Annotated in this window: 31 protein-coding genes; 18 read left to right on the top strand and 13 right to left on the bottom strand. The window is 72.9% G+C overall.

Annotation, left to right across the window (positions count from 1 at the left end):
* Positions 1-48: 48 nt before the first annotated feature.
* The 6 genes from clpB to BN6_RS40355 all read left to right on the top strand — a co-directional run bounded on the left by clpB (position 49) and on the right by BN6_RS40355 (position 6,317).
* Positions 49-2,631 carry an ATP-dependent chaperone ClpB gene (gene clpB / locus BN6_RS40380; protein ID WP_015105656.1) on the top strand — a complete coding sequence of 861 codons (2,583 nt, stop codon included), beginning with the start codon at positions 49-51 and terminating at the stop codon, positions 2,629-2,631.
* A 237-nt stretch (positions 2,632-2,868) separates the two neighbouring features.
* Positions 2,869-3,564 carry a type III secretion system chaperone family protein gene (locus BN6_RS40375; RefSeq protein WP_041315696.1) on the top strand — a complete coding sequence of 232 codons (696 nt, stop codon included), beginning with the start codon at positions 2,869-2,871 and terminating at the stop codon, positions 3,562-3,564.
* Positions 3,561-4,340, top strand: a complete 780-nt coding sequence (locus tag BN6_RS40370) for an SDR family NAD(P)-dependent oxidoreductase (RefSeq protein WP_015105654.1) — start codon at positions 3,561-3,563, stop codon at positions 4,338-4,340. Before BN6_RS40375 ends, BN6_RS40370 begins: the two co-directional genes overlap by 4 nt.
* Positions 4,341-4,609: 269 nt before the next feature.
* The gene (locus tag BN6_RS40365) at positions 4,610-4,963 is read left to right on the top strand and encodes a hypothetical protein (protein ID WP_015105653.1); all 354 of its coding nucleotides are present in this window, start codon (positions 4,610-4,612) and stop codon (positions 4,961-4,963) included.
* Positions 4,960-5,889, top strand: coding sequence for a WXG100 family type VII secretion target (locus tag BN6_RS40360; protein ID WP_015105652.1), 930 nt, complete (start codon positions 4,960-4,962; stop codon positions 5,887-5,889). The genes BN6_RS40365 and BN6_RS40360 overlap by 4 nt, the downstream gene beginning before the upstream one ends.
* Positions 5,886-6,317, top strand: coding sequence for a hypothetical protein (locus BN6_RS40355; RefSeq protein WP_015105651.1), 432 nt, complete (start codon positions 5,886-5,888; stop codon positions 6,315-6,317). Before BN6_RS40360 ends, BN6_RS40355 begins: the two co-directional genes overlap by 4 nt.
* Positions 6,318-6,479: 162 nt before the next feature.
* Here the strand turns inward: BN6_RS40355 and BN6_RS40350 are convergent, their stop codons facing one another.
* Entirely contained in the window at positions 6,480-7,046 is a 567-nt protein-coding gene (locus tag BN6_RS40350; RefSeq protein ID WP_015105650.1) for a hypothetical protein, read from the bottom strand.
* A gap of 53 nt (positions 7,047-7,099) precedes the next feature.
* Between BN6_RS40350 and pyrE the strand changes: the two genes are divergently transcribed.
* The 6 genes from pyrE (at position 7,100) to BN6_RS40320 (ending at position 11,861) form a co-directional block, all read left to right on the top strand.
* Positions 7,100-7,654: an orotate phosphoribosyltransferase gene (pyrE, locus tag BN6_RS40345; protein WP_015105649.1), complete on the top strand. Its 555-nt coding sequence runs from the start codon at positions 7,100-7,102 to the stop codon at positions 7,652-7,654.
* A 1-nt stretch (position 7,655) separates the two neighbouring features.
* Entirely contained in the window at positions 7,656-8,345 is a 690-nt protein-coding gene (locus tag BN6_RS40340) for a hypothetical protein (protein ID WP_015105648.1), read from the top strand.
* Positions 8,346-8,408: 63 nt separating this feature from the next.
* Positions 8,409-8,798 carry a DUF2784 domain-containing protein gene (locus BN6_RS40335; protein WP_015105647.1) on the top strand — a complete coding sequence of 130 codons (390 nt, stop codon included), beginning with the start codon at positions 8,409-8,411 and terminating at the stop codon, positions 8,796-8,798.
* Positions 8,799-9,016: 218 nt separating this feature from the next.
* The gene (locus tag BN6_RS40330; RefSeq protein WP_041315695.1) at positions 9,017-9,850 is read left to right on the top strand and encodes a hypothetical protein; all 834 of its coding nucleotides are present in this window, start codon (positions 9,017-9,019) and stop codon (positions 9,848-9,850) included.
* Between the two features lie 151 nt (positions 9,851-10,001).
* On the top strand, positions 10,002-10,751 hold the full coding sequence (locus BN6_RS40325; RefSeq protein ID WP_015105645.1) for a TrmH family RNA methyltransferase: 750 nt from the start codon (positions 10,002-10,004) through the stop codon (positions 10,749-10,751).
* A 3-nt stretch (positions 10,752-10,754) separates the two neighbouring features.
* Positions 10,755-11,861 carry a glycoside hydrolase family 76 protein gene (locus BN6_RS40320; protein WP_015105644.1) on the top strand — a complete coding sequence of 369 codons (1,107 nt, stop codon included), beginning with the start codon at positions 10,755-10,757 and terminating at the stop codon, positions 11,859-11,861.
* On the opposite strand, the gene BN6_RS40315 is transcribed toward BN6_RS40320, so the two are convergent.
* Entirely contained in the window at positions 11,842-12,612 is a 771-nt protein-coding gene (locus BN6_RS40315; protein WP_015105643.1) for a sugar phosphate isomerase/epimerase family protein, read from the bottom strand. The two genes, BN6_RS40320 and BN6_RS40315, sit on opposite strands and share 20 nt — an antisense overlap.
* A gap of 12 nt (positions 12,613-12,624) precedes the next feature.
* Positions 12,625-13,581: a LacI family DNA-binding transcriptional regulator gene (locus BN6_RS40310; protein ID WP_015105642.1), complete on the bottom strand. Its 957-nt coding sequence runs from the start codon at positions 13,579-13,581 to the stop codon at positions 12,625-12,627.
* Positions 13,582-13,649: 68 nt separating this feature from the next.
* Between BN6_RS40310 and BN6_RS40305 the strand changes: the two genes are divergently transcribed.
* Both BN6_RS40305 and BN6_RS40300 read left to right on the top strand, forming a co-directional pair.
* Positions 13,650-14,495, top strand: a complete 846-nt coding sequence (locus tag BN6_RS40305; protein ID WP_015105641.1) for a PfkB family carbohydrate kinase — start codon at positions 13,650-13,652, stop codon at positions 14,493-14,495.
* A complete protein-coding gene (locus BN6_RS40300) occupies positions 14,492-15,112 on the top strand; it encodes a nucleoside/nucleotide kinase family protein (RefSeq protein WP_015105640.1) in 621 nt (206 codons plus the stop codon). The genes BN6_RS40305 and BN6_RS40300 overlap by 4 nt, the downstream gene beginning before the upstream one ends.
* Before the next feature lie 21 nt (positions 15,113-15,133).
* Here the strand turns inward: BN6_RS40300 and BN6_RS40295 are convergent, their stop codons facing one another.
* A complete protein-coding gene (locus BN6_RS40295) occupies positions 15,134-15,775 on the bottom strand; it encodes a DedA family protein (protein WP_041319533.1) in 642 nt (213 codons plus the stop codon).
* A gap of 149 nt (positions 15,776-15,924) precedes the next feature.
* Between BN6_RS40295 and BN6_RS40290 the strand changes: the two genes are divergently transcribed.
* Together BN6_RS40290 and BN6_RS40285 are read left to right on the top strand one after the other, a co-directional pair.
* A complete protein-coding gene (locus BN6_RS40290; protein WP_148303185.1) occupies positions 15,925-16,518 on the top strand; it encodes a histidine phosphatase family protein in 594 nt (197 codons plus the stop codon).
* A gap of 9 nt (positions 16,519-16,527) precedes the next feature.
* Positions 16,528-17,898, top strand: coding sequence for an FAD-binding oxidoreductase (locus BN6_RS40285; protein WP_041315692.1), 1,371 nt, complete (start codon positions 16,528-16,530; stop codon positions 17,896-17,898).
* A gap of 45 nt (positions 17,899-17,943) precedes the next feature.
* On the opposite strand, the gene BN6_RS40280 is transcribed toward BN6_RS40285, so the two are convergent.
* From BN6_RS40280 to BN6_RS40255, 6 genes are all read right to left on the bottom strand, one after another.
* Positions 17,944-19,110, bottom strand: coding sequence for a glycoside hydrolase family 18 protein (locus BN6_RS40280; RefSeq protein WP_197540229.1), 1,167 nt, complete (start codon positions 19,108-19,110; stop codon positions 17,944-17,946).
* Positions 19,111-19,286: 176 nt separating this feature from the next.
* On the bottom strand, positions 19,287-20,000 hold the full coding sequence (locus BN6_RS40275; protein WP_015105635.1) for a DedA family protein: 714 nt from the start codon (positions 19,998-20,000) through the stop codon (positions 19,287-19,289).
* Between the two features lie 9 nt (positions 20,001-20,009).
* Positions 20,010-20,213, bottom strand: coding sequence for a hypothetical protein (locus BN6_RS40270; RefSeq protein WP_015105634.1), 204 nt, complete (start codon positions 20,211-20,213; stop codon positions 20,010-20,012).
* Between the two features lie 4 nt (positions 20,214-20,217).
* Positions 20,218-21,369: an N-acetylglucosamine-6-phosphate deacetylase gene (gene nagA, locus BN6_RS40265; RefSeq protein WP_015105633.1), complete on the bottom strand. Its 1,152-nt coding sequence runs from the start codon at positions 21,367-21,369 to the stop codon at positions 20,218-20,220.
* Positions 21,366-22,262, bottom strand: a complete 897-nt coding sequence (locus tag BN6_RS40260) for an ROK family protein (protein ID WP_041315687.1) — start codon at positions 22,260-22,262, stop codon at positions 21,366-21,368. Before BN6_RS40260 ends, nagA begins: the two co-directional genes overlap by 4 nt.
* 395 nt (positions 22,263-22,657) lie before the next feature.
* On the bottom strand, positions 22,658-23,236 hold the full coding sequence (locus tag BN6_RS40255) for a SigE family RNA polymerase sigma factor (protein ID WP_015105631.1): 579 nt from the start codon (positions 23,234-23,236) through the stop codon (positions 22,658-22,660).
* Positions 23,237-23,302: 66 nt separating this feature from the next.
* Between BN6_RS40255 and BN6_RS40250 the strand changes: the two genes are divergently transcribed.
* Positions 23,303-23,587 (top strand): YciI family protein, encoded by a 285-nt coding sequence (locus BN6_RS40250; RefSeq protein WP_015105630.1) that lies wholly within the window; start codon positions 23,303-23,305, stop codon positions 23,585-23,587.
* A 16-nt stretch (positions 23,588-23,603) separates the two neighbouring features.
* Here BN6_RS40250 and BN6_RS40245 read toward each other — a convergent pair whose 3' ends face one another.
* Together BN6_RS40245 and BN6_RS40240 are read right to left on the bottom strand one after the other, a co-directional pair.
* Positions 23,604-24,521, bottom strand: coding sequence for an SDR family oxidoreductase (locus BN6_RS40245; protein ID WP_015105629.1), 918 nt, complete (start codon positions 24,519-24,521; stop codon positions 23,604-23,606).
* A 37-nt stretch (positions 24,522-24,558) separates the two neighbouring features.
* Positions 24,559-25,497, bottom strand: a complete 939-nt coding sequence (locus BN6_RS40240; protein ID WP_015105628.1) for an aldo/keto reductase — start codon at positions 25,495-25,497, stop codon at positions 24,559-24,561.
* A 111-nt stretch (positions 25,498-25,608) separates the two neighbouring features.
* Here BN6_RS40240 and BN6_RS40235 point away from each other — a divergent pair, with 111 nt between their 5' ends.
* Positions 25,609-26,436: a TIGR03620 family F420-dependent LLM class oxidoreductase gene (locus BN6_RS40235; RefSeq protein ID WP_015105627.1), complete on the top strand. Its 828-nt coding sequence runs from the start codon at positions 25,609-25,611 to the stop codon at positions 26,434-26,436.
* 82 nt (positions 26,437-26,518) lie between these two features.
* Here BN6_RS40235 and BN6_RS40230 read toward each other — a convergent pair whose 3' ends face one another.
* Positions 26,519-26,803, bottom strand: coding sequence for a DUF427 domain-containing protein (locus tag BN6_RS40230; protein ID WP_015105626.1), 285 nt, complete (start codon positions 26,801-26,803; stop codon positions 26,519-26,521).

Here is a 26,803-nt window from a genome sequence, read left to right as displayed (position 1 = left end):
GGTTTGCCAGGCTGACCGCAGGCAGGGAACCACCGACCGAGGTGAGGAATGGACGCTTTCAACCCGACCACGAAGACGCAGCAGGCCGTGTCCGCGGCGGTGCAGGCCGCCACGATCGCGGGCAACCCCGACGTGACCTCGGTCCACCTCCTCGGCGCGCTGCTCGCCCAGGGCGACGGCCTGACCGCCCCGCTGCTGTCCGCCGTCGGCGCGGACCCCAAGCTCGTGCACAAGGAGCTGGAGCAGCTCGCCCGCGCCCTCCCGGCGGCCAGCGGCTCCTCGGTGTCCGCGCCGCAGCTGTCCCGCGACGCCGTCCGGGTGCTCGGCAAGGCCCAGGAGCTGGCCACCGAGATGGGCGACGAGTACGTCTCCACCGAGCACCTGCTGGTCGGCCTCGCCCAGCACGGCGGCCACGTCGCCGACCTGCTCGGCCGGCACGGGGCCACCCCGGACGCGCTGAAGGAGGCGTTCGGCAAGGTCCGCGGCTCGGCCCGGGTCACCAGCCCGGACCCGGAGGGCACCTACAAGGCGCTGGAGAAGTTCGGCGTCGACCTGACCGCACGCGCCCGCAAGGGCGAGCTCGATCCGGTGATCGGCCGCAACACCGAGATCCGCCGGGTGGTGCAGGTGCTGTCCCGGCGGACCAAGAACAACCCGGTGCTGATCGGCGAGCCCGGCGTCGGCAAGACCGCGATCGTGGAGGGCCTGGCCCAGCGGATCATCGCGGGCGACGTGCCCGAGTCGCTGCGCGGCAAGCGGGTGGTCGCCCTCGACCTGGGCGCGATGGTCGCCGGCGCGAAGTACCGCGGCGAGTTCGAGGAGCGGCTCAAGGCCGTGCTCAAGGAGATCACCGACTCGGCCGGCCAGGTCATCACCTTCATCGACGAGCTGCACACCATCGTCGGCGCGGGCGCGACCGGCGAGTCCGCGATGGACGCGGGCAACATGATCAAGCCGATGCTGGCCCGCGGCGAGCTGCGGATGGTCGGCGCGACCACCCTGGACGAGTACCGCGAGCACATCGAGAAGGACGCCGCGCTGGAGCGGCGCTTCCAGCAGGTGCTGGTCGGCGAGCCGTCCGTGGAGGACACGATCGGCATCCTGCGCGGCCTCAAGGACCGCTACGAGGTGCACCACGGCGTGCGCATCACCGACGCCGCGCTGGTCGCCGCCGCCACCCTGTCCGACCGCTACATCACCGCCCGGTTCCTGCCGGACAAGGCGATCGACCTGGTGGACGAGTCGGCGTCCCGGCTGCGGATGGAGATCGACTCCCGCCCGGTCGAGATCGACGAGGTCGAGCGGGCCGTGCGCCGGCTGGAGATCGAGGAGATGGCGCTGGCCAAGGAGTCCGACGCGGCCTCCCGCGAGCGGCTGGCCGCACTGCGCGCGGAGCTGGCGGAGAAGCGCGAGGACCTGGCCGCGCTGACCGCCCGCTGGCAGAACGAGAAGGGCTCCATCGAGAAGGTCCGCGACCTCAAGGAGCAGCTTGAGGGGCTGCGCGGCGAGTCCGAGCGGGCCGAGCGCGACGGCGACCTGGGCCGCGCCGCCGAGCTGCGCTACGGCCGCATCCCGGCGTTGGAGAAGGAGCTGGAGGAGGCGACCCGCAGCACCCAGGACGCCGCCGTGATGCTCAAGGAGGAGGTCGGCCCGGACGACGTCGCGGACGTGGTCAGCGCGTGGACCGGCATCCCGGCGGGCCGGCTGCTGGAGGGCGAGACGACCAAGCTGCTGCGGATGGAGGACGAGCTCGGCCGGCGGGTCGTCGGCCAGGCCGAAGCGGTGCGGGTGGTGTCCGACGCGGTGCGCCGGACCAGGGCCGGCGTCGCCGACCCGGACCGCCCGACCGGCAGCTTCCTGTTCCTCGGCCCGACCGGCGTCGGCAAGACCGAGCTGGCCAAGGCGCTGGCCGAGTTCCTGTTCGACGACGAGCGGGCGATGATCCGGATCGACATGTCGGAGTACTCCGAGAAGCACTCGGTGGCCCGGCTGGTCGGCGCGCCGCCCGGGTACGTCGGCTACGACCAGGGCGGCCAGCTCACCGAGAGCGTCCGCCGCCGGCCGTACAGCGTGGTGCTGCTGGACGAGGTGGAGAAGGCCCACCCGGACGTGTTCGACGTGCTGCTCCAGGTCCTGGACGACGGCCGGCTCACCGACGGCCAGGGCCGCACGGTCGACTTCCGCAACACGATCCTGGTGCTCACCTCGAACCTGGGCTCGCAGGTCATCGCGGACGCCAACCTGGACGAGCGGCAGCGCACCGACGCGGTGATGGCCGTGGTCCGCACCCACTTCAAGCCGGAGTTCCTCAACCGGCTGGACGACGTGGTGGTGTTCCGGTCGCTGGCCACCGAGGAGCTGACCTCGATCGTGGACATCCAGGTCGACCGGCTGGCCCGGCGGCTCGGGCAGCGCCGGCTGACGCTGGAGGTCACCCCGAGCGCCCGCGACTGGCTGGCCATCAACGGCTTCGACCCGGTCTACGGCGCGCGCCCGCTGCGCCGGCTGATCCAGTCGTCCATCGGCGACCAGCTGGCCAAGGAACTGCTGGCCGGCGAGGTGCGCGACGGCGACGCGGTCCGGGTCGACGTGCTCGACGACCAGACGGGCCTGATCGTCGGCAGGGTCTGACCGTCGGCGGGTTCGATCGTCGGCGGGTCCGATCGGAGGTCCGCCACCGTCCCGGGAAGCCCCGCGCGTCCCGGGACGGTGGCGTGACCGGCCGCGACCACCGGCGTGTCCCGACACACCCGGGGTGTATCGAGAAAGCCGTCGTAGCGGCGTCCCGGGTAACGGGTTGGGCCGATCATGCGAACGAGCCGCCAAGTGATCTTCGTTTGGTCGCCGGCGCCCGCTACCCTCGCACTCGTGGGCATACCGGCGTGGGTCTGGTTCACCGTCGCCGCGGTCGCGGGCGTGGCGGGGTTCGCTCTGCTGGCGACCGACCGGGCGCAGCGAACCGCGCGTAACCGCGAACGGCGTCGGTGGGCGGCGTTGCGCGGGTGGCAGTTCGAGGAGACCGACCACGTGCTGCCCACCCGCTGGGAGAGCGGCGCGATCGCGTACTACGGCACCGGCGTGGCCAAGGACGTGGTGGCGGGCTCGACCTTCACCGCGGACGGCCGCCGCCAGGTGTACGTGCTCGACCACGAGACCGGCGGCAAGGTCAACTCGGTGCTGGTCGGCGTGCGCTGCCGGCGGGCGATCAGCGTGGTCGTGGAGCTGTGGCTGCCCAGCGTCCCGTTCCAGCGCGACCAGATGCCCGACCTGCTCGGCCCGGTCGGCTCGCGGTACGCGTTCGTCAGCGAACTGCCCGCCGCCCGCAAGCTGATCACCCCGGACCTGGTCGACGCCGCCGAGGAGATCGGCGCGGACGTCACCGTGGTCTGGCTGGAGAACGACTGGGTGCTGGCGGCCGCGCCGCCGAACTCGACACCCGCCCGCCTGGAACGACTGCTGCGCGATCTCGGGGAGCTGGCTGACGTGGTCGACCCGTTCGACGCCGATCCGGAGGCCGACACCGGTGGCGAGGTCCACCGCCCGCAGTTCGGCCGCAAGCCGTGACCCCGCCGCTGGCCCTGGTCACCGGGGCGACCGCGGGCATCGGCGCGGCCTTCGCCCGCCGGCTGGCCGCCGAGGGCCACGACCTGGTGCTGGTCGCGCGGACCGTCGACCGCCTGGAGTCCGAGGCCGAGCAGCTCCGGTCCCGGCACGGCGTGCGGGTCGAGGTGCTGCCCGCCGACCTGTCCACCGCCGACGGCCGGGCGCGGGTCGAGGCCGTGCTGGCCGACCGCACGTTCGACCTGCTGGTCAACAACGCGGGCTTCGCCATCTCGGGCGAGTTCGTCGCGGCGGACGCCGACGAGCTGCAGACCCAGCTCGACGTGAACGTGACCAGCGTGCTCCGGCTGACCAGGGCCGCGCTGCCCGGCATGGTCGCGCGCGGCCGGGGCGACGTGGTCAACGTGTCCAGCGTGGCCGGCTTCCTGCCGGGGCGCGGGTCGACCTACAGCGCCGACAAGGCGTGGGTGACGGCGTTCTCCGAGGGCATGGCCCAGGCCACCGCCGGCACCGGCGTCCGCGTGCTGGCGCTGTGCCCGGGTTTCGTCCGCACCGAGTTCCACGCCCGCGCGCGGATCGACATGTCGAACAACCCCGAGTTCCTCTGGCTCGACGCCGACCGCGTGGTGCACGACTGCCTGGCCGACCTCCGCGCCGGCCGCCAACTCTCCATCCCGGGCGCCCAGTACAAGGCGATCATCACCGCCGCCCGCCTGGTGCCCCGCGCCCTCCTGCGCCGCCTCGCCTCCCGAGCCGCCGGCGGCCGCAACCGCACCTGAGCCACTGCTCGGGCGGAGGCGGGCCGGGCGGCGCACTTCGGGTGGCCGTTCCCGAGCGGACGTCGGTCCCTGTGCGCTGTCCGACGCCGGGTCGGCCGGCGGGGGTGGCCGGCAGTCGCAGGGTCGGGGCAATCGGGCCGGCCGAACGTGAATGGGCCTCGTGGTCCAGGCGTAATGAGACCGTTCGGGGGTCTGATCACTCGGACGAGGGAACCTGAGCGGACTCCGGATCGTCCCACTCCCCGACTTGGAGGAGGAGGGATCCGTCCATGGGTGAAGGCTTCAAGGTCGAGCCTGCGGAGTTGCACGGGTACGGCGAGCTGCTGACCCGCAACGCGCAGCACTTCCTGACCATCAAGGACCACGCGGTCACCAAGGGCGGTGACACCTCCGGCTTCACCGGGCTGCTCACGCTGCTCCAGCCGGTCGTCACCGGGGTGGCGGGCCTCTACGGCGAGACGCTCGACTTCGCCAACCAGATGATGACCAAGGAAGCCGGCGCGCTCACCAAGGCCGCCGACATGTACGCCCAGGGCGACGAGATGGCGATGAGCATCCTCGACCAGGTGCTGGCCAAGCTCGCCGAGGCCGCGCAGGCGCCCACGCTCGGAGGTGGCCGGTGACCGCGTACGCCGACGTCGAGGACCCCGCCGTCGCCCTGCGCGCGGCCGCCGAGGACCGGCCCGGCCGGCAGACGACCAAGGAGTTGGTCGAGAAGGCCGGCTGGAAGATCCAGGGCGTCAACTGGATCTACCAGAAGGTCACCGGCGAGAACCTGGTCGAGTCGCTGATCAGCCCGCTGATCGGCGACTTCGAGAAGATCGACGCCAACGCCAACGCGTGGGACCAGGTCGCCAAGGCGCTCGACTCCGTCCGGCACAACGTGGGCCAGGGCGTCGAGCAGCTCGCGCCGCACTGGGAGGGCGACGCCTCGCAGGCGTTCCAGGTCCGGATGAACACCATGTGGGTGCTCGCCATCGAGGCGGACTCGCAGGTGGCCCGGATCATCGGCAACAAGTTCCAGTCCATGGCCGCGACCTGCCGCACCGCCACCGGCCTCGCGCTGACCCTGCTGGACAAGCTGGTCACCAAGCTGATGGAAGCCGTCCTGATGGCACCCATCCCGGTGGTCGGCTGGGGTCGCGCGGTGTGGATGGTCTACGACGCGATCCAGATCGTCGACGCCATCCGCAAGATCATCCTGTCCATCCAGGCGATCATCGAGGGCGTCCAGGGCATGGTCGACGGGATCGTCGCCATGGGCACGGCGCTGGCCAAGCTCAAGGACGTGCGCGACGTCAACGACCTGCTCGACGTCGTGGACGGCGTGCAGGACGGCAAGCAGAAGTTCGACAACGGCAAGTCCGCCGTGAAGTCCGGCGCGTTCAGCCTGGCGCTGGACGGGTACGGGCTCAAGAGCGCGGTCGGCGGCACCGGGCGCTACAGCGCCGGCGCGGGTGGCGGCGGAGGCGGTGGGACCGGTGGCGGGGCCGGTGGTGGCGGGGCTCCCGCGCCCGCTCCCAGCGGCACGGGCGGCGGTGCGCCGTGACCTTCCCCTACGACAAGGCCCGGCTCGACGCGCTGGTCGCCGACGTGGACGCCCGGATGGCCGCCGCCGAGCGGGTCTCCCGCGAAGCCTCGCAGGTGCAGTTGCGGTCCAAGGGGCTGTCCGAGGCCGACTACGCCGAGATCTCGCGGTTCGCCAACAGCGCCGCCGCGCCGCGTGAGCTGCGCGACCTCGCCCGGCGGATCGACGCGGGCGAGATGACCTGGCAGGACATCGCGTCCGGCGAGCGCGCCGGCGACGAGAGCGTGCAGCGCGCGTTGCAGTCCGGCGTGCCGGAGCTCCAGCGCGCCTACAACGCGCTGGAGGAGGGCGACGACCCGCAGGACGTCGTCGCCGCCGGTCAGCCGCGCTCGGCCCGCCGGGGCGATGACGACGACGAGCCGGGCCAGTTCACCCAGGACGCCTGGTAGCCGGCGCGACCCGGCCGGCGCGCCGGCCACGGGACGGCAGCTCGAGCGGCGGGCAGGTCCAGGTCAACAGGTCAGGTCGGCAGGTCAGGTCGGTAGGTCAGGTCGGTAGGTCAGGTCAACAGGTCAGGCCGGCAGGTCAGGCCGGCAGGTCAGGCCGGCAGGTCAGGCGGCGGGGAGGTCGAACCCGCCGCCGCCGGTGTGCGCGGTGCCCTTGCCGCGCACCACGTCGAACGCCAGGCCGACCGCGACGGCGAGCGTGCGCACCGGCTCGGGCGTGCCCGGCCGCAACCGCAGCACGTCCCGCCGCACCCGCCGGCCGTCGCGCTTGGCGATCGCGCCCTGGCTGAAGCCGGCGGCGTCGCCGAAGTAGCACAGCCGCGTGCCCGCCGGGTCGAGCAGCGCGAAGTGGGTGTGGCTCTCCCGGTGCAGCGCGCCGACCGGCGTGCCGTCCGGCCGGGACACCCGCACCGGCGGCCGGCCGGGGCCCTTGTGGATCAGCAGCAGCGGCTGCCCGTGCTGCGCCACGACCAGGTCGAACGTCGTGCGGCCGGAGAAACCGGTGGTGCGCAGCAGCTTGCGGACCGGGCCGAGTCCCTTCCGGTCGGTCGCGTCGGCGACCGGGACGTCGTGCTCGGTGTAGGCCCGCACCCGGTAGCGGGTGCCGAAGAGGTGCCGGCCGGGGCCCCAGGGCTGCTCGATGACCAGCGTGTCGGTGCCGAACAGGTTCACGGTGTGCCAGCGTACGGGCGCGTATGACAGTCTTGGGAGCCGTGCGAACAGAAGTGGTTCTGGACTCCGGTGCGAAGGCCGAACTGGCCCGGCTGGTGAGCGAGTTGGCCGTCGTGCACGGCAAGGTGACGTTGTCCTCGGGCGCCGAGGCCGACTACTACATCGACCTGCGCCGCGCGACGCTGCACCACGCCGCCGCCCCGCTGATCGGCAAGCTCCTGCGGCAGCTCACCGCCGACTGGGACTACGTCGCGGCCGGCGGGCTGACCCTCGGCGCGGACCCGGTGGCGTGCGCGATGATGCACGCCGCGGCGTCCGCCGGTGACGTGCTCGACGCGTTCGTGGTGCGCAAAGCCACCAAGCAGCACGGGATGCAGCGGCGGATCGAGGGCATCGAGGTCGCCGGGCAGCGGGTGCTGGCCGTCGAGGACACCTCGACCACCGGCGGCAGCGTGCTGACCGCGGTCGAAGCGCTGCGCGACGCGGGCGCGACGGTCGTCGGCGTGGCGACCGTCGTGGACCGCGGCACCGTGGCCCGCGAGGTGATCGAGGCCGAGGGCCTGCCCTACCGCTACCTCCTCGACCTCGCCGACCTCGGCCTGGCCTGACGTGACCGCCCTCGTCCTGCTACTGGTGATCGTGGCGATCCTCGGTGTGGGGGTCGCCGTGGGGTTGGCGCGCCGCAAGCGCAACCCGTTCACGGACCAGCGGTTCGTGAACCAGTGGGAGCAGCAGATGCGCGCGCTGGAGGCCGGTCTGGGGTGGCGGTTCGTCGCCGAGGACCAGGGCTTCCAGGAGCGCGTGCCCCAGATCGGCCGGATGTTGGAGGCCGATCGCAGCAGGGTGAGGTTCCAGCTCGTCGGCCACTGGCGCGGGGTGCCCGTGCTGGCCGTCGAGGTGGTGTTCCGCACGGACAACGTGGTGGCGTCGGAGTACCGCTCGTACTCCGTCGTCGTCGTGCCCCGGCCGATGCCGGGTCCGTGGGTGCTGATCAGCCCCCGCACCGACAGCGTGTGGGGGCTGTTCGAGCAGTTCGTGGCCACCGGCGACCCGGTGTTCGACGCCCGGTACGAGGTGCGCCGCAAGAACCCGGCGTTCGCGACCGCGCTGCTGGCCTCCGGCCTGCCGCAGGCGCTGCTCCAGGACCCCCGGGCCGCCGGGGTGGCGATCGCGTTCGACGAGCACAACCTGGCCGCCGCGGTGCCCGGCCCGATCGTGCAGGCCCCGCTCGGGCACCTGGCGGACCTGCTGCTCGACGTCGCCTCCCGGGTCCCCTGGCAGGCGCTGCCCCGCGGGTGACGGGGGTCATATGCCGCGCGCGAGGTGAGGGGCCGTCCTACCCTGGGATCCAGGGAGGTCGCTATGGTCGCGCTGGCACTCGCCGAACTGGTCATGGTTCTCCACTTCGGGGTGCTGCTCTTCCTGCTGGTGGGCGGCTTCCTCGCGTGGCACCGGCCGCGGCTGATCTACCCGCACCTGGCGATGGCCGCGTGGGGCGTGCTGATCGTCGCGTTCCCGCTGGACTGCCCGCTGACCTGGCTGGAGAACACCTTCCGCACCGCCGCCGGGCAGCCGGCGCTGGTCGACGGCTTCATCGACACCTACCTCGACGGGGTGCTCTACCCCGAGTCGGCGGCCGGCACCGTGCAGCTCCTGGTGGCGCTCGCGGTGGTCGGTTCGTGGGTCGGCTACCTCCTGAAGCGGCGGGCTGAACAAACGTGTAATTCGGTGCAGTTCACCAATCGGCGATAGAACGGCCATTCACCGCTCACCGGAGTGGACCAATCCGCCGACCCGACCGTACGAATGTCAAAGAAAGCCCTCGCCGGTGCTTTACCCTTCGAGCATGGGTCGGGGAGAGGCGGTCGGCGATGGGGGTGGCTCGGGCACGTCTTGACGTTCAGGAACCCGCGCGGCGCGCGAGGCGGCGCACGCCGGGTTCGGCGATCGGTTCGCGGTGGCGCGACTACGTGGTGCACTCGGGCGTCCTGGGCCCGGTGGAGGTGGTGGCGGCGGCGCTCCTGGTGGGTGGCGTGGCGCTGGCCGGGTTCGGTTCCGGGTACCCGCGCACCGCCGGGCTCGGACTGGTCGCGGGCGGTGCCGCGGTGCTGCTGGCGCTGCTCGTGCTCAACCGGGTGGAATGGCGTCGGCGGGACCGGTCGGGGCGCGAGTTGCTGCTCCGGTACGGCGACGCGCTGGAAAAGCGACACGGCCGGAAATGGGCAGTGCGGGACTGGCTCCAGGAAGTCGACATCAAGTCCAACGGCGACGTCCGACAACGCATCGCGTTCACCATTGTGGTGTGCTGCGACGAGCTGGACTTCTGTAGTTTCACCGATCGCGTGAACTGGGATTGGCCGGTCCGGCTCAAGCGGCGGGTGAGGGTGAAGGTGCGCAGCGTCGAGGTGGGCGGGGAAGGCGGCACGCGGTTCGGCGTGAGCGCCGCCTGGCTGGACCACCAGCGGCTCAAGACGATGATCCACCTCGACGAGCCCGCGCCGCGCGACGCCGAGGTGAGCTTCGTGGTGGACGTCGACTGGCCCGCGAAGTGCGCGCCGTTCGTGAAGGGCTACCTGCCCGACGAGCTGCTGGTGTCGTTCGGCAACACGATCGCGTGTGCGCGGTACGTGATCACGCTGCCCGCCGGGTACCACGTCCGGGTGGACAAGCTGGGGCTCGTGCCGGGTCGGGACGTCTACGAGCTCACCCAGTCGGTGAACGACGCGGGCCGGCCCCGGCTGACGTTGGTCGTCCGCGACCTTCCGGCGTACCGGAAGGTGGGCGTCAAGCTCGATGTGGCGTAGTAGTCTCCGCCGGTGATCAATTCGACCCCGGCAGGCATGGCCCACGGTGGCGGCGAGACCGGCAGCGGTGGGGACACCGACAAGAAGTAGCGGCGGCCCGGAAGTAGCGGCAGCGGCCCTGCTCGGAGCGTGGGGGTGGGCGGGGTTCTCCATGGGTGTCGTGCTGGAGGGGTTCCACGCGGTCAAGCACGCGCTGCGGTTCGGCGCGGTGGTCGAGCCGCTGGTCGTGCTGGACCGGGGCGCGGCGGTCGCGTTCGCCCGGTCGCACGCGCCTGACCTGGTCGATGCGTTCGAGCGGGCGACCGAGGTCGACGCCGCCGGGTTCGTCCGGGTGGCCGGTCGCGCGCACCCGACCGGGGTGGCCGGGGTGGCGCGGCGGCCCGCGGTGGACTGGGCCGCGGTCGTGCCGTCTGCCCCGCTGGTGCTGTTGGACAACCCGCGCAACCTGGGCAACCTCGGCGCGGTCGTGCGGGTCGCCGCCGGGTTGGGCGCACGGGGTGTGGTGTCGCTCGGCGACGTCGACCCGTGGCACCCGACCGTCGTGCGGGGCAGTGCCGGGCTGCACTTCGCGCTCCCGGTGGCGCGGCTGGGCGGGCTCGGCGAGGTGCCCGGCGAGGTGATCGCGTTCGACGCCGACGGCGAGGACCTGCGCTCCGCGCGCATCCCGGACGACGCCGTGCTGGCGTTCGGCTCGGAGCGGCACGGGCTGTCCGCCGCGGTCCGGGAGCGCGCCGATCGGGTGGTTTCGCTGCCGATGCGCCCGCTGGTGTCCAGCTACAACCTGACCACGAGCGTGGCGATGGCGCTCTACCACTGGGAACTGTTCCGGGCAGCGCCCCCGACGAGCGCTCCGGGAAGCGGTTCCGGCGAGCTTCTGGACCGATCCAGTCCGCAAGCTTGAGCCGTGACCACCCCCCAGCTCTCGGGCGCCCGCGCCGGCGTGGCCGAACGTGCAGTCGAGTCGCGCCACCTGCGCCGGGTCTGGGGGCTGCCGGGCACCGTCCTGGGTTCCGCCGGGTGGCCGGTGGACTGGCCCGGCCGGGTGCACGTCCGGTTCAACTACTGGTGGCAGGCGCACCTGCTGGACTGCGTGCTGGACGCGCAACTGCGCGCGCCGTCGGAAGCCCGGCTGAAGCTGGTCCGCCGGCTCGTCCGCGGGATCCGGGTGCGCAACCTGGTCGGCTGGACCAACGACTTCTACGACGACGTCGCCTGGCTGGGCCTCGCCCTGCAACGCGCCGACCGGGCCGGGGTGGGCAACCCGCACGCCGTGGACGTCATCGCGCGCCGGCTGCGGTCCGGGTGGACCGACCACGGCGGCGGCGGGATCTGGTGGAAGCGCAACGACGACTTCAAGAACGTCCCGGCGAACGGGCCGGCCGCGATCTTCTTCGCCCGGCTCGCCGGGACCGGCGGCGAGCGCGAGGACCTGACCCGCGCGCGGTCCATCGTGGACTGGATGCGGGACTGCCTGCGCGACCCGGACACCGGGCTGTTCTGGGACGGCCTGCACGTCCACCCGGACGGCTCGGTGCGCGAGGTCGAGAAGAACTTCTACACCTACTGCCAGGGCGTGGTGCTCGGCGCGTGCGTCGAACTCGGGCCGCCGTACCAGGACCTCGCCGCCGAGGTGATCGCCTCGGTCGACAAGCACCTTGCCGCGCAAGGGGTCCTGCGCGGCCACGGCGGCGGTGACGGCGGCCTGTTCAGCGGCATCCTGGTGCGCTACCTCGCGCAGGCCGCGCTCCGGCTGGACCGCCCGGAGGCCGCGAAGGCCGCCGACCTGGTGTTCCGGTCGGCGGATGCGGTGTGGGACAACCGGTCCATGGTCGTCAGCGGCCCGCTGTTCGGTCCGGAGTGGACGGAGGCCACCGGCAGAGCCGTTGCGGGCAGCGCCGAACGCGACCTGTCCGTGCAGCTGGGCGGGTGGATGGCGCTGGAAGCCGCGGCCCTGCTGGAACGCGAGGGCGGCACGCCGCCGCGCGACCCCGTCACGCCGCCGCGGCGTTGACCCACTCCAGCAGCACGGCCGCGTCCGCCCGGAACCGCTCCGGCGAGTCGTCGGCCACGAACGCCAGCAGCACGTGCCGGTCCACGCCGTCGCGCGCCAGCTCCGCCAGCACCGGCCGCCACAGGTCCTCCCGCGCGGCCAGCGGCAGCCGGTCGCACCCGCCGCCCGCGCCCCACGAGAACACGTGCGCCGTGGTGAGCCTGGGCAGCAGGGTGCGCACCTCCTCGACCGCGCTCGCCACGTCCTGCGCGCCGCGCGGTTGCCAGTACGGCACCACCGAGCCGTGGCCGACCTCGGCGTAGAGCCGGTTCGCCGACTCCAGCGTGTCGGTCAGCGTGTCGCGGTGGTGCTCCACCGCGATCCGGATCCCGTAGTCCTCGGCGAACTCCGCCGCGTCCCGGATCGCCGCCACCACCCGGGAGCGCTGCCCGGCGGAGGTGCCGGCCGACCCGGTCGTCCCGGCCCACAGCCGGATCCGGGGCGCGCCCAGCTCGGCCGCCGCGGCCACCGCGGCCGGCCACTCGGCGGGGTCCGTGCTGCCCGCCCGGTAGTACGAGCCGTACGCCGACACGCTCAGACCCGCGTCCGCGCAACGGTTCCGCGCGTCCCGCGCACCCGCCAGGTCGTGCATCGGCACGTGCACGTCGCCACCCCACTCGACGGTCCACAACCCGCACGACCGCGCCAGGTCGACCACCTCGGCAACGGAGAGCGCGCGGAAGGTCACCGAAACCAGGCCGGGTACCAGCACCGCCCCACCGTACTAGTGGCACCCGCAGGAATGGCGGTGTTTCAACGCCGGCGGCAGCCGGATCGTCTCGGGCGCGCGCGCCGGGTCCGCGATCCGGGCCAGCAGGAGCCGCACCGCGGTCCGGCCGATCTCCTCGACCGGCTGCGCCATGGTGGTCAGCGGCGGGTCGACCAGTTCGGCCCACTCCACCTCGTCGTAGGCGACCAGCGCCAGGTCGGTCCCGATCCGCACGCCGCGCGCGCGGGCCGTCCGCAGCACGTCCACCAGCACCTGGTGGTCGCCCACCACGACCGCCGTGGTCCGGCCCAGCAGCGGTTCCAGCCCGCCCGCCACCAGGTCCTCGTCCCACTGGAGCCCGGCCCGGCCGAGCCCCAGCCGGTAGCCGAGCACCCGCTCGTCGGTGGTGGCCAGCCCCGGCGTGCCGGTGACCAGCCCGATCCGGCGGTGGCCCAGCTCCGCGAGGTGCCGCGCCAGCGTGGACGTGGCCTGCACGTTCTCCGGGCCCACCTGGTCCAGGTCCTGGGCCACGGTCAGCCGGTCGACCAGCACCGTCGGCACGCCCAGCCGGCGCAGCTCGGGCAGCGCCGCCGACCCCGAGGTGGGCGTCAGCAGCACGCCGTCGACCCGCCGGGAGCGCAGCATCCGCACCGCGGCCTGCTCGGACTCGGCCTTGCCGCGGGTGTCGATCAGCACCAGCGAGTACCCGGCGCGGGTCGCCTCGCTCTCGATCGCCGCGATCAGCTCGGCGAAGTACGGGTGCGACACCAGCGACACGGCCAGGCCCAGCGACTTCGTGCCGCCGGTGACCAGCGAGCGGGCGATCGCGTCCCCGGTGTACCCGGTCTCGTCGATCGCCTTGAGCACCCGCTGCCGGGTGTCCGACGCGACCGACCTGGTCTCGTTGATCACGTGTGAGACCGTGGTGATGGAGACGCCGGCCAGCGCGGCGACCTCCTTCATGGTGACCATGGACACGTCCCCGTTCGGCCATGCGCAAGCGATTGCGGGCGACGATACCGGCTCGGAGGTGCGCGGGCGTGGCAACGGTGCTGTGTGTCGGCCTCACGACGGTGGACGTGACCCAGCAGGTCGCCGAGTTCCCGTTGGCGGGGCAGAAGGTCCAGTCGCTGGGTGTCCACTCGGCACCCGGCGGACCCGCCGCGAACGCCGCGCGCGCCGTGGCCGCGCTGGGGCACCGGGCCGTGCTGCTCACCGCGCTGGGCGACGAGCTCGGCGGGTTCGCCCGGGGGCTGCTGGCCGGTGTCGAGGTGCACGACCTCGGGCCCGGCGGCCCGGCGCTGAGCATGGTCGTGGTGCGCGAGCGCGACGGCGAGCGGACCGTGGTCTCCCGCAACGCGCCCGCGTTCGAGCCGCGGACCACAGTGGACGACGGGCTGGTGGCGGAGTCCGACGTCGTCCTGGTCGACGGTCACCTCGGCCCCGCCGCCCTGGCCGCCGCCCGCTCGGCGCGACGCCGCGGCGTGCCGGTGGTGTTGGACGCGGGGAGCTGGAAGCCTGTGCTGGACGACCTGCTGCCCCTCGTGGACGTCGCCGCGTGCTCGGCCTCCTTCGCGTTGCCCGGACGCGGCGCGCTCCCCTCGGGGTTGCACGCCCGCGGCGTGCCGCTGGTGATCCGCACGAACGGGGCCGCCCCCGTCACGTGGTCGCACGACGGCGTGACCGGGGAGGAGCCGGTGTCCCCGGTGGACGACGTGCGGGACACCAACGGCGCGGGCGACGTGTGGCACGGGGCGTTGGCGGTCGCGGTGGCGCGCGGCCTGCCGGTGGCGCAGGCCGTGCGGTGGGCCAACGCGGTCGCCGCCGTGCGGGTGCGGCACACCGCGTGGGACTGGGTGGAGGAGCTGGTGCGGTGGCGGGGATGAGGTTCGAGGAGCTGGTCGACCGGGCGCGGCGGTTGGCCGGGTCCGGCGAGCGCAGCCTGCTCGGGATCGGCGGCGCGCCGGGCTCGGGCAAGTCGACGCTCGCGCGCCGGCTGGTCGACGCGCTGGACGGCACGGCGGCCCTGGTCGGGATGGACGGCTTCCACCTGGCGCAGCGCGAGCTGGACCGGCTCGGCATCGCCGACCGCAAGGGCGCGCCCGACACGTTCGACGTCCCGGGCTACGTCGACCTGCTCGGCCGGCTCAAGGCGTGCGGCCCGGACGTCGTCTACGCCCCGGAGTTCCGCCGGGAGATCGAGGAACCGGTGGCCTGCGCGGTCCCCGTGCCGCCCGACGTGCCGCTGGTGGTGACCGAGGGCAACTACCTGCTGCTGCAGTACGACAGGTGGAAGCGCGTCCGGATCGTGCTGGACGAGGCGTGGTTCCTGCTGATCGACGAGGACCTGCGGGTGGCCCGCCTGATCGACCGCCACGTCCGGTACGGCCGCCCGGTGGAGGAAGCCCGCGACCGGGTGCTCAACGGCACCGACCACGTCAACGCGCTGCTGGTGAACGCCTCGACGTCCACCGCCGACCTGCTGATCACCGACGTCCTCTGAGGGCCCGCCGCACCGGCCCCGTCAGTTGCCGGTGGTGTTCAGCTCTTCCTCGACCGGCTTGCGCATCTCCTGCCGGTAGCGGACCAGGCCGTAGCCGGTGCCGACCACGAAGAAGGCCACGCTGGCGATCACGGCCGCCGTCTGCAGCCACGGGATCGAGGTCAGCAGGCCCGCGCCGTAGTAGCCGGCCAGCACCAGGGTGGGCACCCAGGCGAGCGCGCCGATCGTGGTGGCCAGCATGAACCGGCGGGGGTCCATCCGGGCCGCGCCGGCGATCATCGGGGCCAGCGTGCGCACCCACGGGATCCACCGGGCCAGCACGATCGCCCAGAAGCCGCGGCGGTCGAGGAAGTCGCGGGCCTTGGCCAGGTTCTCCTTGTTGAGCACCTTGCCGCCGCGCCGGGCGAGCAGTCTCGTCCCGGTGTGCCGGCCGATGTAGTAGCCGATCTGGTTGCCGACCACGGCCACCACCATCGCGGCGATCGACAGCAGCCACGCGCTGAGCTCACCGTCGTGCTGCGCGAGCACCACGCCGGCCGCGAACAGCAGCGAGTCGCCGGGCAGGAACAGGCCGAAGATGAACGCGCACTCGAAGAAGACGAAGCTCAGCGTGATGAGCCACACGGCCAACGGGCCGGCGGAATCCAACTGGTCGAACGCCATGACTTCGGACGATGCGGACAACACCACGGGTGCCACCCTACGTGCACGAGTGCGGTCCGCATGCCCACTCCGGGCGAACGCTTGCCGAAAGCTTGACAACCGGGCGTACGGGGCCGGGTTTCACCGTGACCCGGCGCACACTGGTGGGCGTGCGCGCAGACGTGGTGCTGGTCCGGCACGCGGAGCCGTACCTGCCCCGGCCCGGCGGGCCGGACGACTACGGGCGCGGGCTGACCGCGCGCGGCCACGAACAGGCCCAGGCGCTCGTGGTCGACCTGGTGGACCCGCGACCGGCGGCGGTGGTGTCCAGCCCGTACCTGCGGGCGGTGCAGACCGTGGCGCCGACCGCGCGGACCCTCGACCTCGCGGTGCTTTCGGACCCGCTGCTGCGGGAGTGGGACTCGGGCCTGGAGGCACGCCCGGACTACGCCGACCACTACGCCCTGAGCTGGGCGGACCCGGATTTCACCCGTCCCGGCGGGGAGAGCCTCGCGGAACTGTCCGCACGGGCGGTGGGCGCGTTGCGGGCGCTGGCCCTCCGTTTCGCCGGGGGGACGGTGGTGGTCGGCAGCCACGGGACGTTCATCGCGCGGGCGCCGGCCGGCTTCGGCGTCGCGGTGGACTGGCCGTTGTGCCGCGCCATGCCGATGCCCGCCCGCTACCGGCTCACCTTCGCCGGCGACCGGGTGCACGCCTCCGGGCCCGGTCTGCACCCTCTCGATCGAGCGGAGCGCGGGAGTTAGCGTGTGAATATGGTCCTGCTCACGGAACTGCGCGCGGCCCTCGGAACCGGTGGTGTGCTGACCGATGCCGACGTCACGGCCTCCTACCAGCGCGACATGATGCCGCTCGCGCCTTACGGGCAGCCGTTGGCCGTGGTGCTGCCGACGTCCACCGAACAGGTGCAGGCGGTGGTGCGGGCGTGCGCGTCGGCCGGGGTGCCGATCGTGCCGCGCGGCGCGGGCAGCGGGCTGTCCGGCGCGGCCAACGCGATCGACGGCTGTGTGGTGCTGGTCACCACCAAGATGAACAGCATCGTGGAGATCGACGCGGACAACCGGCTGGCCGTGGTGGAGCCGGGCGTGGTGAACCTCGACCTGCGCGGCGCGGTGGAGAAGCACGGGCTGTTCTACCCACCGGACCCGTCGAGCTACGACTGGTGCACGATCGGCGGCAACCTGGCCACCAACGCGGGCGGGCTGTGCTGCGTGAAGTACGGCGTGACCACGGACTCCGTGCTCGGCCTGGAGGTCGTGCTGGCCTCCGGCGAGCTGCTGCGGACCGGGCGGCGGACCGTGAAGGGCGTCGCCGGCTACGACCTGGCCCGGCTGTTCGTGGGCAGCGAGGGCACGCTGGGCGTCATCACGAAGGCCACCCTCGCCCTGCGCCCGCTGCCGCAGGCCCCGTGGACGCTGGTCGCCACGTTCGACCGCACCGCCGACGCGGGCGCGGCGGTGGCCCGGGTGGTGCGCGAGGGCGTGGTGCCGTCGCTGATGGAGATCATGGACCGGACGTCCATCAAGGCCGTCGAGCAGTACCTCAAGACCGACCTGAACGCCGACGAGGCGCTGCTGATCTGCCAGTCCGACTCGGGCGGCGAGGCGGCCCGCGGCGAGCTGGCGGCCATCGAGCAGGTCTGCGCGGACGCCGGCGCGACCCTCACCCACGTCACCGACGACCTGTCGGAGGGCCGGGACCTGCTGACCGCCCGCCGGTCCGTGCTGACCGCGCTGGAGGTCTACGGGGCGTGGCTGACCGACGACGTGTGCGTGCCCCGGACGCGGATCACCGACCTGATCACCGGGTGCGAGCGGATCAGCGCCGAGGTGGGGCTGCGGATCGCGGTCGTCGGGCACGCCGGCGACGGCAACATGCACCCGACGATCGTCTATGACCCGTCGTCGCCCGACGAGTTCGCCCGCGCCCGCCGGGCGTTCGACGAGATCCTGGCGGTGGGGCTCGCGCTCGGCGGCACGGTGACCGGCGAGCACGGCGTGGGCAAGATCAAGCGGGAGTGGCTGGCCAAGGAGATCGGCCCGGTCGGCCTGCGGGTCCACCGCGAGATCAAGAAGGCGCTGGACCCGCACAACCTGTTCAACCCGGGCTCGATGTTCAGCGCCTAGCCTGCCCGGTGGGACAGCTTGCTCAGCGCCAGCGCAGCGGCGTGCTCAGCGGAACGGCTTGCTCATCGCGTCGAGGAGGCTGTGCTCGGCGTCGTCGTGGCCCAGCTCCCACATGAACGTGCCGCGCAGGCCGCGCTGCTTGGCGTACTGCGCCCGGATCCCGATGGACCTCGGGTTCTCGAAGCTGACGAACTTGCGTTCGGCGGCGTTGTAGAGCCACGGCGAGCGGGCCACCGGGTGCCAGTGCTCGCGCCACCCCGGGGTCGCCTTGAGCCGCTGCACCTCGTCCCAGCCGTCGACCCAGAACGCGCTCTCGTACGGCTGGTACAGCCCGTGGTCCGGTCCTTCCTGGCGCACCTGGAAGCCGCGCCCGTAGAACGGGGTGCCGAGCACCAGCTTGCGCGCGGGCACGCCGTGGCGCAGGTAGTAGTCGACCGCGCCGGTGACGTTGTTCCAGCGGCGGTCGGCGGCGGGCATCGGGTCTTCGCGGACCTCGCGCAGCGGGGCGTTGAACGTGGCCACGGGCGAGAAGCCGGTGCCCATGTCGTAGGTCATCAGGGTGATGAAGTCGAGTTCGCGGCCGAGCGCGCCCAGCTCGAAGCTGCGGGCCGGGTCGTACGGGCCGTCGGTCTGCAACCGGCCGGTGGGCAGTGCGGCGGTGACCAGCGCGCCGCGGTCGAGCTGCCGGCGGAACTCGCGGACCAGCAGGGTCATGTTCCGCTTGTCCTCGGGCCGGTCGGTGATCTCGGCCGGTCCGCCGTAGACGGGGAACTCCCAGTCGACGTCGACGCCGTCGAACACGCCCGGCGCGCGGGTGAAGAACCGGTCCACGCAGGACGCCACGAACGCCGAGCGGGACGCGCGGGTCAGGGCGGCGTCGGAGAACCCGCCCGCGCCCCAGCCGCCGACCGAGATCAGCGCCTTGAGGCCCGGCTTGCGGCGCTTGAGGTCGGCGATGTCGGCGAAGTCCTTCGCCGCGGTGGGGGCGTTGAGCACGCACCGGCCGTCCTCGATCGTGGAGAACGCGTAGAACAGGTGCGTGATGGGGGTGTCGGAGGGGATCGCGGAGATCGGCTCGGCCGCGCTGAACCAGTTGCCGTAGTAGGCCCCGATCACCGCGCGGGAACCGCGGTCCGGTGTCGCGGAGACGGGCACGACGGCCCCGAGGAGCAGCAGCAAGGCCGCGCAGGCGGCCGACACAGTGCGAACCACCCCTCAAGTGGTACAGACCAATGAGGGTGACGGTCAACCGCCGAAGAGCCTCAGCCGACGCGTCCGGGGCGAAGCGACGCGGGACCGGGTCGCGGGTCGGGCGAGAGGCGACCGGGGCGGCACTCCGCCCGCGGCGCGATCGAGCCGGTGGTCGGGTCGGGCGTCGCCGGGGGACGTCAGTCGATGCGCTTGAACTGCTGGGTGATGTCGTCGGCCTCCTGCACGAGGAGCGCCTTCTTCTCCCGCCGGGCCTTGATCACCTCGATGATGATCGGCACCACCGAGATCAGCACGATCAGGATCAGCATCATCTCGATGTTGTCGCGCACGAACGGGAGCTGGCCCAGGAAGTAGCCCAGCACGGTCAGCCCGGCCGCCCACGCGACACCGCCGATGAACGAGTACGTGAAGTACTTGCGCGCGTCCATCCGGCCCACGCCCGCCATCGCGGTGATGAACGTCCGCACGATCGGCACGAACCGGGCCATCACGATCGCCCGCGCGCCGTACTTCTCGAAGAAGCCGTGCGTCTTCTCGACGTACTCCTTCTTGAAGATCTTCGAGTCCGGCTTGCTGAACAGCGCCGGTCCGGCGCGGTGGCCGATCCAGTACCCGACCACGTTGCCCAGCATGGCGCACGCGGTGAGCAACAGGCACACCAGCCACAGCGGGTAGTCGAGCACCCCGTTGGCCACGAACAGGCCGGCCGTGAACAGCAGCGAGTCGCCGGGCAGGAAGAACCCGACCAGCAGCCCGCACTCGGCGAAGATGATGAAGCACAGCCCGACCAGCATGTACGGCCCGAGGTTCTCGAGCAGCTTCTGCGGGTCCAGCCACTCCGGGCCGAGGGCGAGCGAGGTGGAGGCGATCGCGACCGTCACCCGAACCACGGTACAGGCTTAACGCAGGGTGATTACCGCCACGACCGTTCCGGCGGCCAGGCCGAGCAGCACGGCGATCATCAGCACCCACCCCGCGCCCAGCGCCGGCCGGGCCGACCCGGACGGGGGCACCGCCGGGGCCGGGGTGACGGGCAGTCCGCCGGTGCTGGTGGCCTGCGCGCGCAACGCGTCGGCCACCAGCCGCTCCTGGTCGTCGGGCACCCGGTCAGTCTTTCACCCAGGCGCCCTGGCTCATCACCTCGCGCGGCTTGAACTCCGCGTCGAGCACCACGAGGTCCGCGGCCAGACCGGCCCGGACCTCACCGGTGTCGAGGCCCAGCAGCTGCGCGGGCCGGGTCGAGGCGGCGTACACGGCCTCCTGGACGGTCAGCCCGCAGGACGTGATGGCGTTGCGGAACGCCGTGTCCATGGTGAGCGTGCTGCCGGCCAGCGACGCGCCGCCCGCGAGCGTCGGCACGCCGTCCACGACCCGGACCTCCAGCCCGCCCACGTCGTACACGCCGTCGCCCACGCCCGCCGCCGCGATGGCGTCGGTGATCAGCACGGTCCGGCCGACGCCGGCGTGCCGCGCGGCCAGCCGCACCGCGGTCGGGTGCAGGTGCACCAGGTCGCAGATCAGCTCCACGGTGACCCGCTCGTCGTCCAGCAGCGCGCCGATCGGACCCGGCTCCCGGTGGTGCAGCGGGCGCATCCCGTTGAACAGGTGCGTCGCCACCCTCGCTCCGGCCTCCACGGCGGGCCGGATCTGGGCTTCGGTCGCGTCCGTGTGGCCGATCGCGGCCAGGACATCGTTGTCGACCAACTGGCGCACCGCGTCCACACCGTGCTCCAGCTCCGGCGCGACGGTCACCATCCGGACCATCCCCCGACCGGCCCTGAGCAGCTGGTCGACGGAGTCGCGGTCCGGTGCGCACAGGATGGCGGGGTCGTGTGCGCCGCAGCGGGCCGCGGACAGGAACGGTCCTTCGAGGTGGATGCCCTGCACGACGCCGTCCTCGACCAGCTCGGACAGCGCCTTCACCTGGTCGGCCAGCTCCGGGATCGGGCGGGACACCAGGCTCGCGAGCAACGTCGTCGTGCCGTGCCGGCGGTGCGCGGCGGCGGCCTTGCGCACCCGTTCCGGATCGGCGTTGGTGAACGCCTCCCCACCGCCACCGTGGCAGTGGATGTCGACGAAGCCCGGCACCAGCCAGTCCCCGCCGAGGTCGGTGGTCGGGCCGTCCGGTGGCGCCCCCTCACCGACCGCGACGATCAGGCCGTCGCGCACCGCTACCCAGCCGTGGTCGAGCACCCCGTCGGGCGTGACGACCCGACCACCGGTCAGGGCCACGTCCACCGGTCCACCCCACGTGCTCATCTCTCCTCCAGCATGTCGATGGCCAGCAACGCGGCCCCGAGGCACCCGGCCTCGTCGCCCAGCGCCGCCAGCCGCAGTTCCGGACGCCGCTGGAACGTGATCAACCCGTCCAGCCGGTCCCGCAACGGGTCCACCAGCAGCGGGCCGGCCAGCGCGAGTCCGCCGCCGAGCACCACCGCCTCGGGCCCCAGTAGAGCCGCTACCAGCAGAATGCCCCGGGCGAGGGCGTCCACCGCCTCCTGCCACACGGTCACCGCGTCCGGGTCGCCCGCTCGGACCAGTCCGGCCACCTCCGCCGCCCCGTTCACCGGGTTGCCGGTCCGCTCGGAATACCGCCGGGCGATGGCCGCCGAGGAGGCCCGCGCTTCGACACAACCCGTCTGGCCGCAGCCGCACGGGTCGCCGTGCCCGACGTCGACGTGCCCGACCTCGCCGACGCTGCCGTCGCCGCGGTAGATCCGCCCGTCCAGGACCAGGGCCGCCGCGATGCCGGTGCCGATCGGCATGATCACGGCGTTCTGCAGGCCCCTGGCGTTGCCGATGCGCAGTTCGGCGAGCCCTCCGGCCCGCACGTCGTGCCCGAACGCGGTCTTGAGCCCGGTGCGGGCCTCGACCTCCTTCACGAACGGGTAGTCCTGCCACTTGAGGTTGGCGGAGTACACCCCGATGCCGTTGTCCTCGTCGACGACACCGGGCACCACCAGGCCCACGGCCTCGATCTCGGCGTCGCCGCCGGCACGCAGGTCCTCGACCAGCGAGGCCACATCGTCGACCACGGCCTCGGCGTCGCGGGTCGTCGCCCGCCGCCGTTGCCGGACCGCCCGGACGTCGAGGGCCGTCCCGGCCACCAGGGCAGCCTTGGTCTCCGTACCGCCGACATCGACGGCTATCACGTGTCTAGTGCGCGCCACGAGGTCCGATAGTGCGGCATCCAACCACCATTGGTCTATACCAAGTGCCCGATTCCCCCACCCGGTACACGTCCGCCCACCCTTCGCACCCGCTTGACAGACACCCGTTACGGGATTTGTCCGGTGAGCGGACACCCGAGCGGCGCAGTTGGACCCCCGGGGCCGCCCGCCACCCTCGGTTCATCGGCCGCCCTGCCGGCCGGTCGCCTCCGGTTCGCCGGCCACCTCCGGTTCGTCGGCCACCTCCCGTTCGGCCGCCCTGTGCGCCGACCACCCCGGGTGCCGGGTAGCCAGGTGCGCCGGCAGCCCAAGACCCGGGTACGCGAAAAGGCGCGCGGACCCGTGCTACGGGTGCGCGCGCCGGAGGAGGGAGTGGGTCAGCGGCCGGCCATGATCTTCTGGAGGGCGTCCAGCGCACGGCTCGCGGTGCTCTTCACGGTGCCCTTGGAGATGCCCGTGGCCTCGGCGATCTCGGCCTCGGACAGGTCGCCGTAGTACCGCAGGACCAGCACCTCCCGCTGTCGCGGCGGCAGCTGGGACAGCGCCGCGACGACGGCCTGGTGCTCCGCCGTGAGCATCGCGAGGCTTTCCGCGGAACGCGCGTTCGCGACGTGCGGCGGGGTGTAGTCGCGGGCGGTCTTCCGGCGGCGCAGCACGCTGCGCGACCCGTTCACGACGGCGGTCCGCAGGTAGCCGACGGCCGCCTGGGCGTCACGCAGGTTCGCCCAGTTGCGGTGCAGCCCGGTGAACGCCTCCTGCACCACGTCCTCGGCCGTGGCGGGCTCGTCCACCAGCAGCAGGGCGAGCCGGACCAGCCGCATCCGGTGTTGCCGGTAGAGGTCCTCCAGGGTCAGCGGACCGGACGGCGGTGGTGCCACGCCGTCCTGGATGCGCAGGTTCGTCAGGGTGTCCTGCACGCGCGCGATGCCGCCGTTGCTCTGCTCCGAACCGACCACGGAAATGACGGTACCTGGTCGACCGGTAGCTTCGGGGCCGGCGTAGGCGTCTCGCGGAGGTGGACAGTGGCCAGGTTCGTGGTCGAGCTGGTGTTCGGGGACAACGTGGACGATCGGTTGGCGGCCCGGCCCGCGCACCGGGACTACCTGGCGACCCTGGTCGACCAGGGCAGGCTCCTGGTGTCGGGGCCGTACACCGACCAGTCGGGCGCGGTGCTGGTGTACGAGGTGGCCGACGAGGCCGAGCTGCGCGAGTTGCTGGCCGCCGACCCGTACACGCCCGCCGGCGTGGTGGCCGAGACGCGCGTGCACGAGTGGCAGACGGTGATGGGCAGCTGGCTGAAGGACTGAGCGGTCGGAGGTCCGGCTAGCGCTGCTCGGCGCGGCCCTTCGTCCCGGCGGCCCGTCCTCCTGGTCCGACCAGGCCGGACCGGCCGCCGTCGGCCATCTCGCGGTCGGCGGCCGGCACCTGGCTCGCCGCCTGCCGGTCGACCACGCGGGGGGTGAGCGCGCGGAAGATCTTGAGCCCGCCGACCCAGCCGGGCACGTGCAGCGCCCTGGACCGCTTCTCGATCCCGCGCACGACCGCGCGGCCGACGGCGGAGACCGGGTACTTCTTGCCGGCCAGGCCGGGCATCCCGCTGCGCAGCGGCCCGAACACCGGGTGCTGGTCGGCGCTGTCGACCATGTCGGTGGAGATCCACGAGAAGTACGCGACGCCGACGTCCACCCCGAGGTGCCGGACCTCGGCGCGCAGGCTGTCGGCGAACGCCTCGCAGCCCGCCTTGGCCGCCGAGTAGGCCGCGTTGCCGGGGATGTGCACGATGGCCGCCAGCGAGGACACCACCAGGCAGTAGCCGCGGCTCGCGACCAGGTGCGGCAGGCAGGTCCGCACGGTCCGCCACACGCCGAGCAGGTTGACCTCGATCACCCGCTCGAACGCCGCCGGGTCCATCGACCGGACGAACCCGGTCGCCGCGATGCCCGCGTTGGCCACCACGACGTCGATCCCGCCGAAGTGCTCGACCACCCCGGCCACCGCGGTCTCCAGCGCCCGCCAGTCGGTGACGTCGGCCTCCCAGGCCCGGCCGCCGCACTGCTCGGCGACCTCCCGGAGGTGGTCGCCCTCCAACCCGACCAGCGCGAGCTTCGCGCCCTTGGCGGCCAGCCGCCGCGCCACCTCCGCGCCGATCCCCCGCGCCGCGCCGGTGATCAGCACGACTTTGCCCGCAACGTCCACGGTGACCTCCTCGAACGGGTTCGCCTGGAGGTCACCGTAACGCAACTTACCGCGAGTAAGCTACTGCTGAGTCAAGTAAATGTCAGCCCTCGCTCGCCGCCGTGAGCCGGGCGATCTCGTCGGCCGCCAGCTCCAGGTCGAGCGCCGGCAGCAGGTCGGCCAACTGCCCGGTGGTGCGCGCGCTCGCGATCGGCGCGGCCACCGTCGGCTGCGCCGCCAGCCACGCCAGCGCCGTCGCCGCCACGGTCGTGCCGTGCGCCGCCGCCACCTCGTCCAGCACGCCCAGGACCCGCAGCCCGCGCTCGTCGAGGTACTTCGACGCACCCTTCGCGCGGACGCTGTCCACCGTGACGCCGGGCCGGTACTTGCCGGTCAGGAAGCCCCGCGCCAGCGACCAGTACGGCGCGGACGACAGGCCGGCCGCCGCCACGGCCTCGGCCAGCCCGCCCTCGTAGGACCGCTCCACCAGGTTGTAGTGCTGCTGGAGGGCCACGTACTTCGGCAGGCCCTCGCGCTCGGCCACCGCCAGCGCGGACGTGAGCCGCTCGGCGGTGAAGTTCGACGCCGCGACGTGCCGCACCTTGCCCGCCCGCACCAGCACGTCGAACGCCGCGAGCGTCTCCTCCTGCGGCGTGCCGAGGTCGTCCTGGTGGGCGTAGTACAGGTCGATGTGGTCCACGCCGAGCCGGCGCAGCGAGTTCTCCGCCGCCGCGGCGATGGTGTCCGCGCGCAGGTTGTCCAGGCCGCCGACCTCCAGCATCCCGACCTTGGTGGCCACGATCACCCGGTCCCGGTTGCCGCGAGCCCGCAGCCACCGGCCGATGATCGTCTCCGACTCGCCGCCCGAGTGCCCGTCGGCCCAGGCCGAGTACACGTCGGCGGTGTCCACGAAGTTGCCGCCGGCCGCGAGGTAGGCGTCCAGCACGGCGAACGAGGCGTCCTCGTCCGCGGTCCACCCGAACACGTTCCCGCCCAGGCACAGCCGCGCCACGTCGAGATCGCTGCTTCCCAGTTTCGTCATGGGTCGAAGCCAACCCCACGGCCGGCGGTCGCGCCGAACGTCACAGCCAGGACTAAATGGTGGGACCCGCCGGTTGCCGTGGTCGACCGCCGTACATCGAGAGGGGCCGGAATGACCGTCGAGCTGGGCAGGTTCGGGGTGTGGACGATCGCGGCGCACTGGGAGGGGCGCGCGGACCGCGCGGCGGAGCTGGAGGAAATCGGTTTCGGCACGTTGTGGCTGGGTGGCGCGCCGGACGGCGGCGTCCTGGGCCTGGTCGGCGAGCTGCTCGGGGTCACCGAGCGGCTGGTCGTCGCGACCGGCATCCTGAACGTCTGGACCACCCCGGCGGCGGAGGTCAACGCGGGCTACCGCGACCTGGCGTGGACCGACCGGTTCCTGGTCGGGGTCGGCGCGGGCCACCGGGAGAGCGTGGGTGAGGTGTATCACAGCCCTTACCAGAAGCTCGTGCACTACCTCGACGAACTCGACGTCCCCCGCGACCGGCTGGCCCTGGCCGCGCTCGGCCCGCGCGTGCTCCGGCTCGCCGCCGCGCGCACCAGCGTGGCCCACCCGTACCTGGTCACGCCCGAGTACACGGCGCGGGCCCGGGAGGAGATCGGCGCGGCGACCGTTCTCGCGCCCGAGCAGCACGTGGTGCTGGAGGAGGACGCGGCGCGGGCGCGCGCGGTCGGCCGGGAGAACCTGGCCCTCTACCTGACGCTGGAGAACTACCGGAAGAACTGGCTGCGCGGCGGCTTCACCGAGGACGACCTGCGCGACGGCGGCAGCGACCGGCTGGTCGACGCGCTGGTCGCGTGGGGGCCGGTGGAGCGGGTCGCGGACCGGCTGCGCGAGCACCACCAGGCGGGGGCGGACCACGTGTCCGTGCAGGTCCTGGGCGAGCACCGGGAGGACTCGGCGCGGTTCCGCGACCTGGCGGCGGCCCTGGCCGGCTAGCCGGGGGTCCGTCCACGCGGTCGGATCGGTGGTCCCGGGGGACGTGGTCGGGGGCGGTCCCGGCGGACCGCCCCCGGGGTGGTCAGTCGGAGATCTCGACGCCCTTCCAGAAGGCGACGTGGCCCTTGATGTTCGCCGCCGCGTCCTTCGGCTCGGCGTAGAACCACGCGGCGTCGGGGTTGTCCTCGCCGTCCACGTGCAGGGTGTAGTAGTTCGCGGTGCCCTTCCACGGGCACACGGACGTGGTGTCCGAGGGCCGCAGGTACTGCGCGTGCACCGACTCCAGCGGGAAGTAGTGGTTCCCCTCGACCATCTCGGTCTTGTCGCTCTCGGCGATGATCTCGCCGTTCCACCGTGCGATCGCCAT

This window comes from Saccharothrix espanaensis DSM 44229 (assembly GCF_000328705.1).
Lineage (GTDB): Bacteria > Actinomycetota > Actinomycetes > Mycobacteriales > Pseudonocardiaceae > Actinosynnema > Actinosynnema espanaense.
Note: the sequence above shows the minus strand (reverse complement) of the source record. Positions and strands in the feature narration are given on the sequence as shown.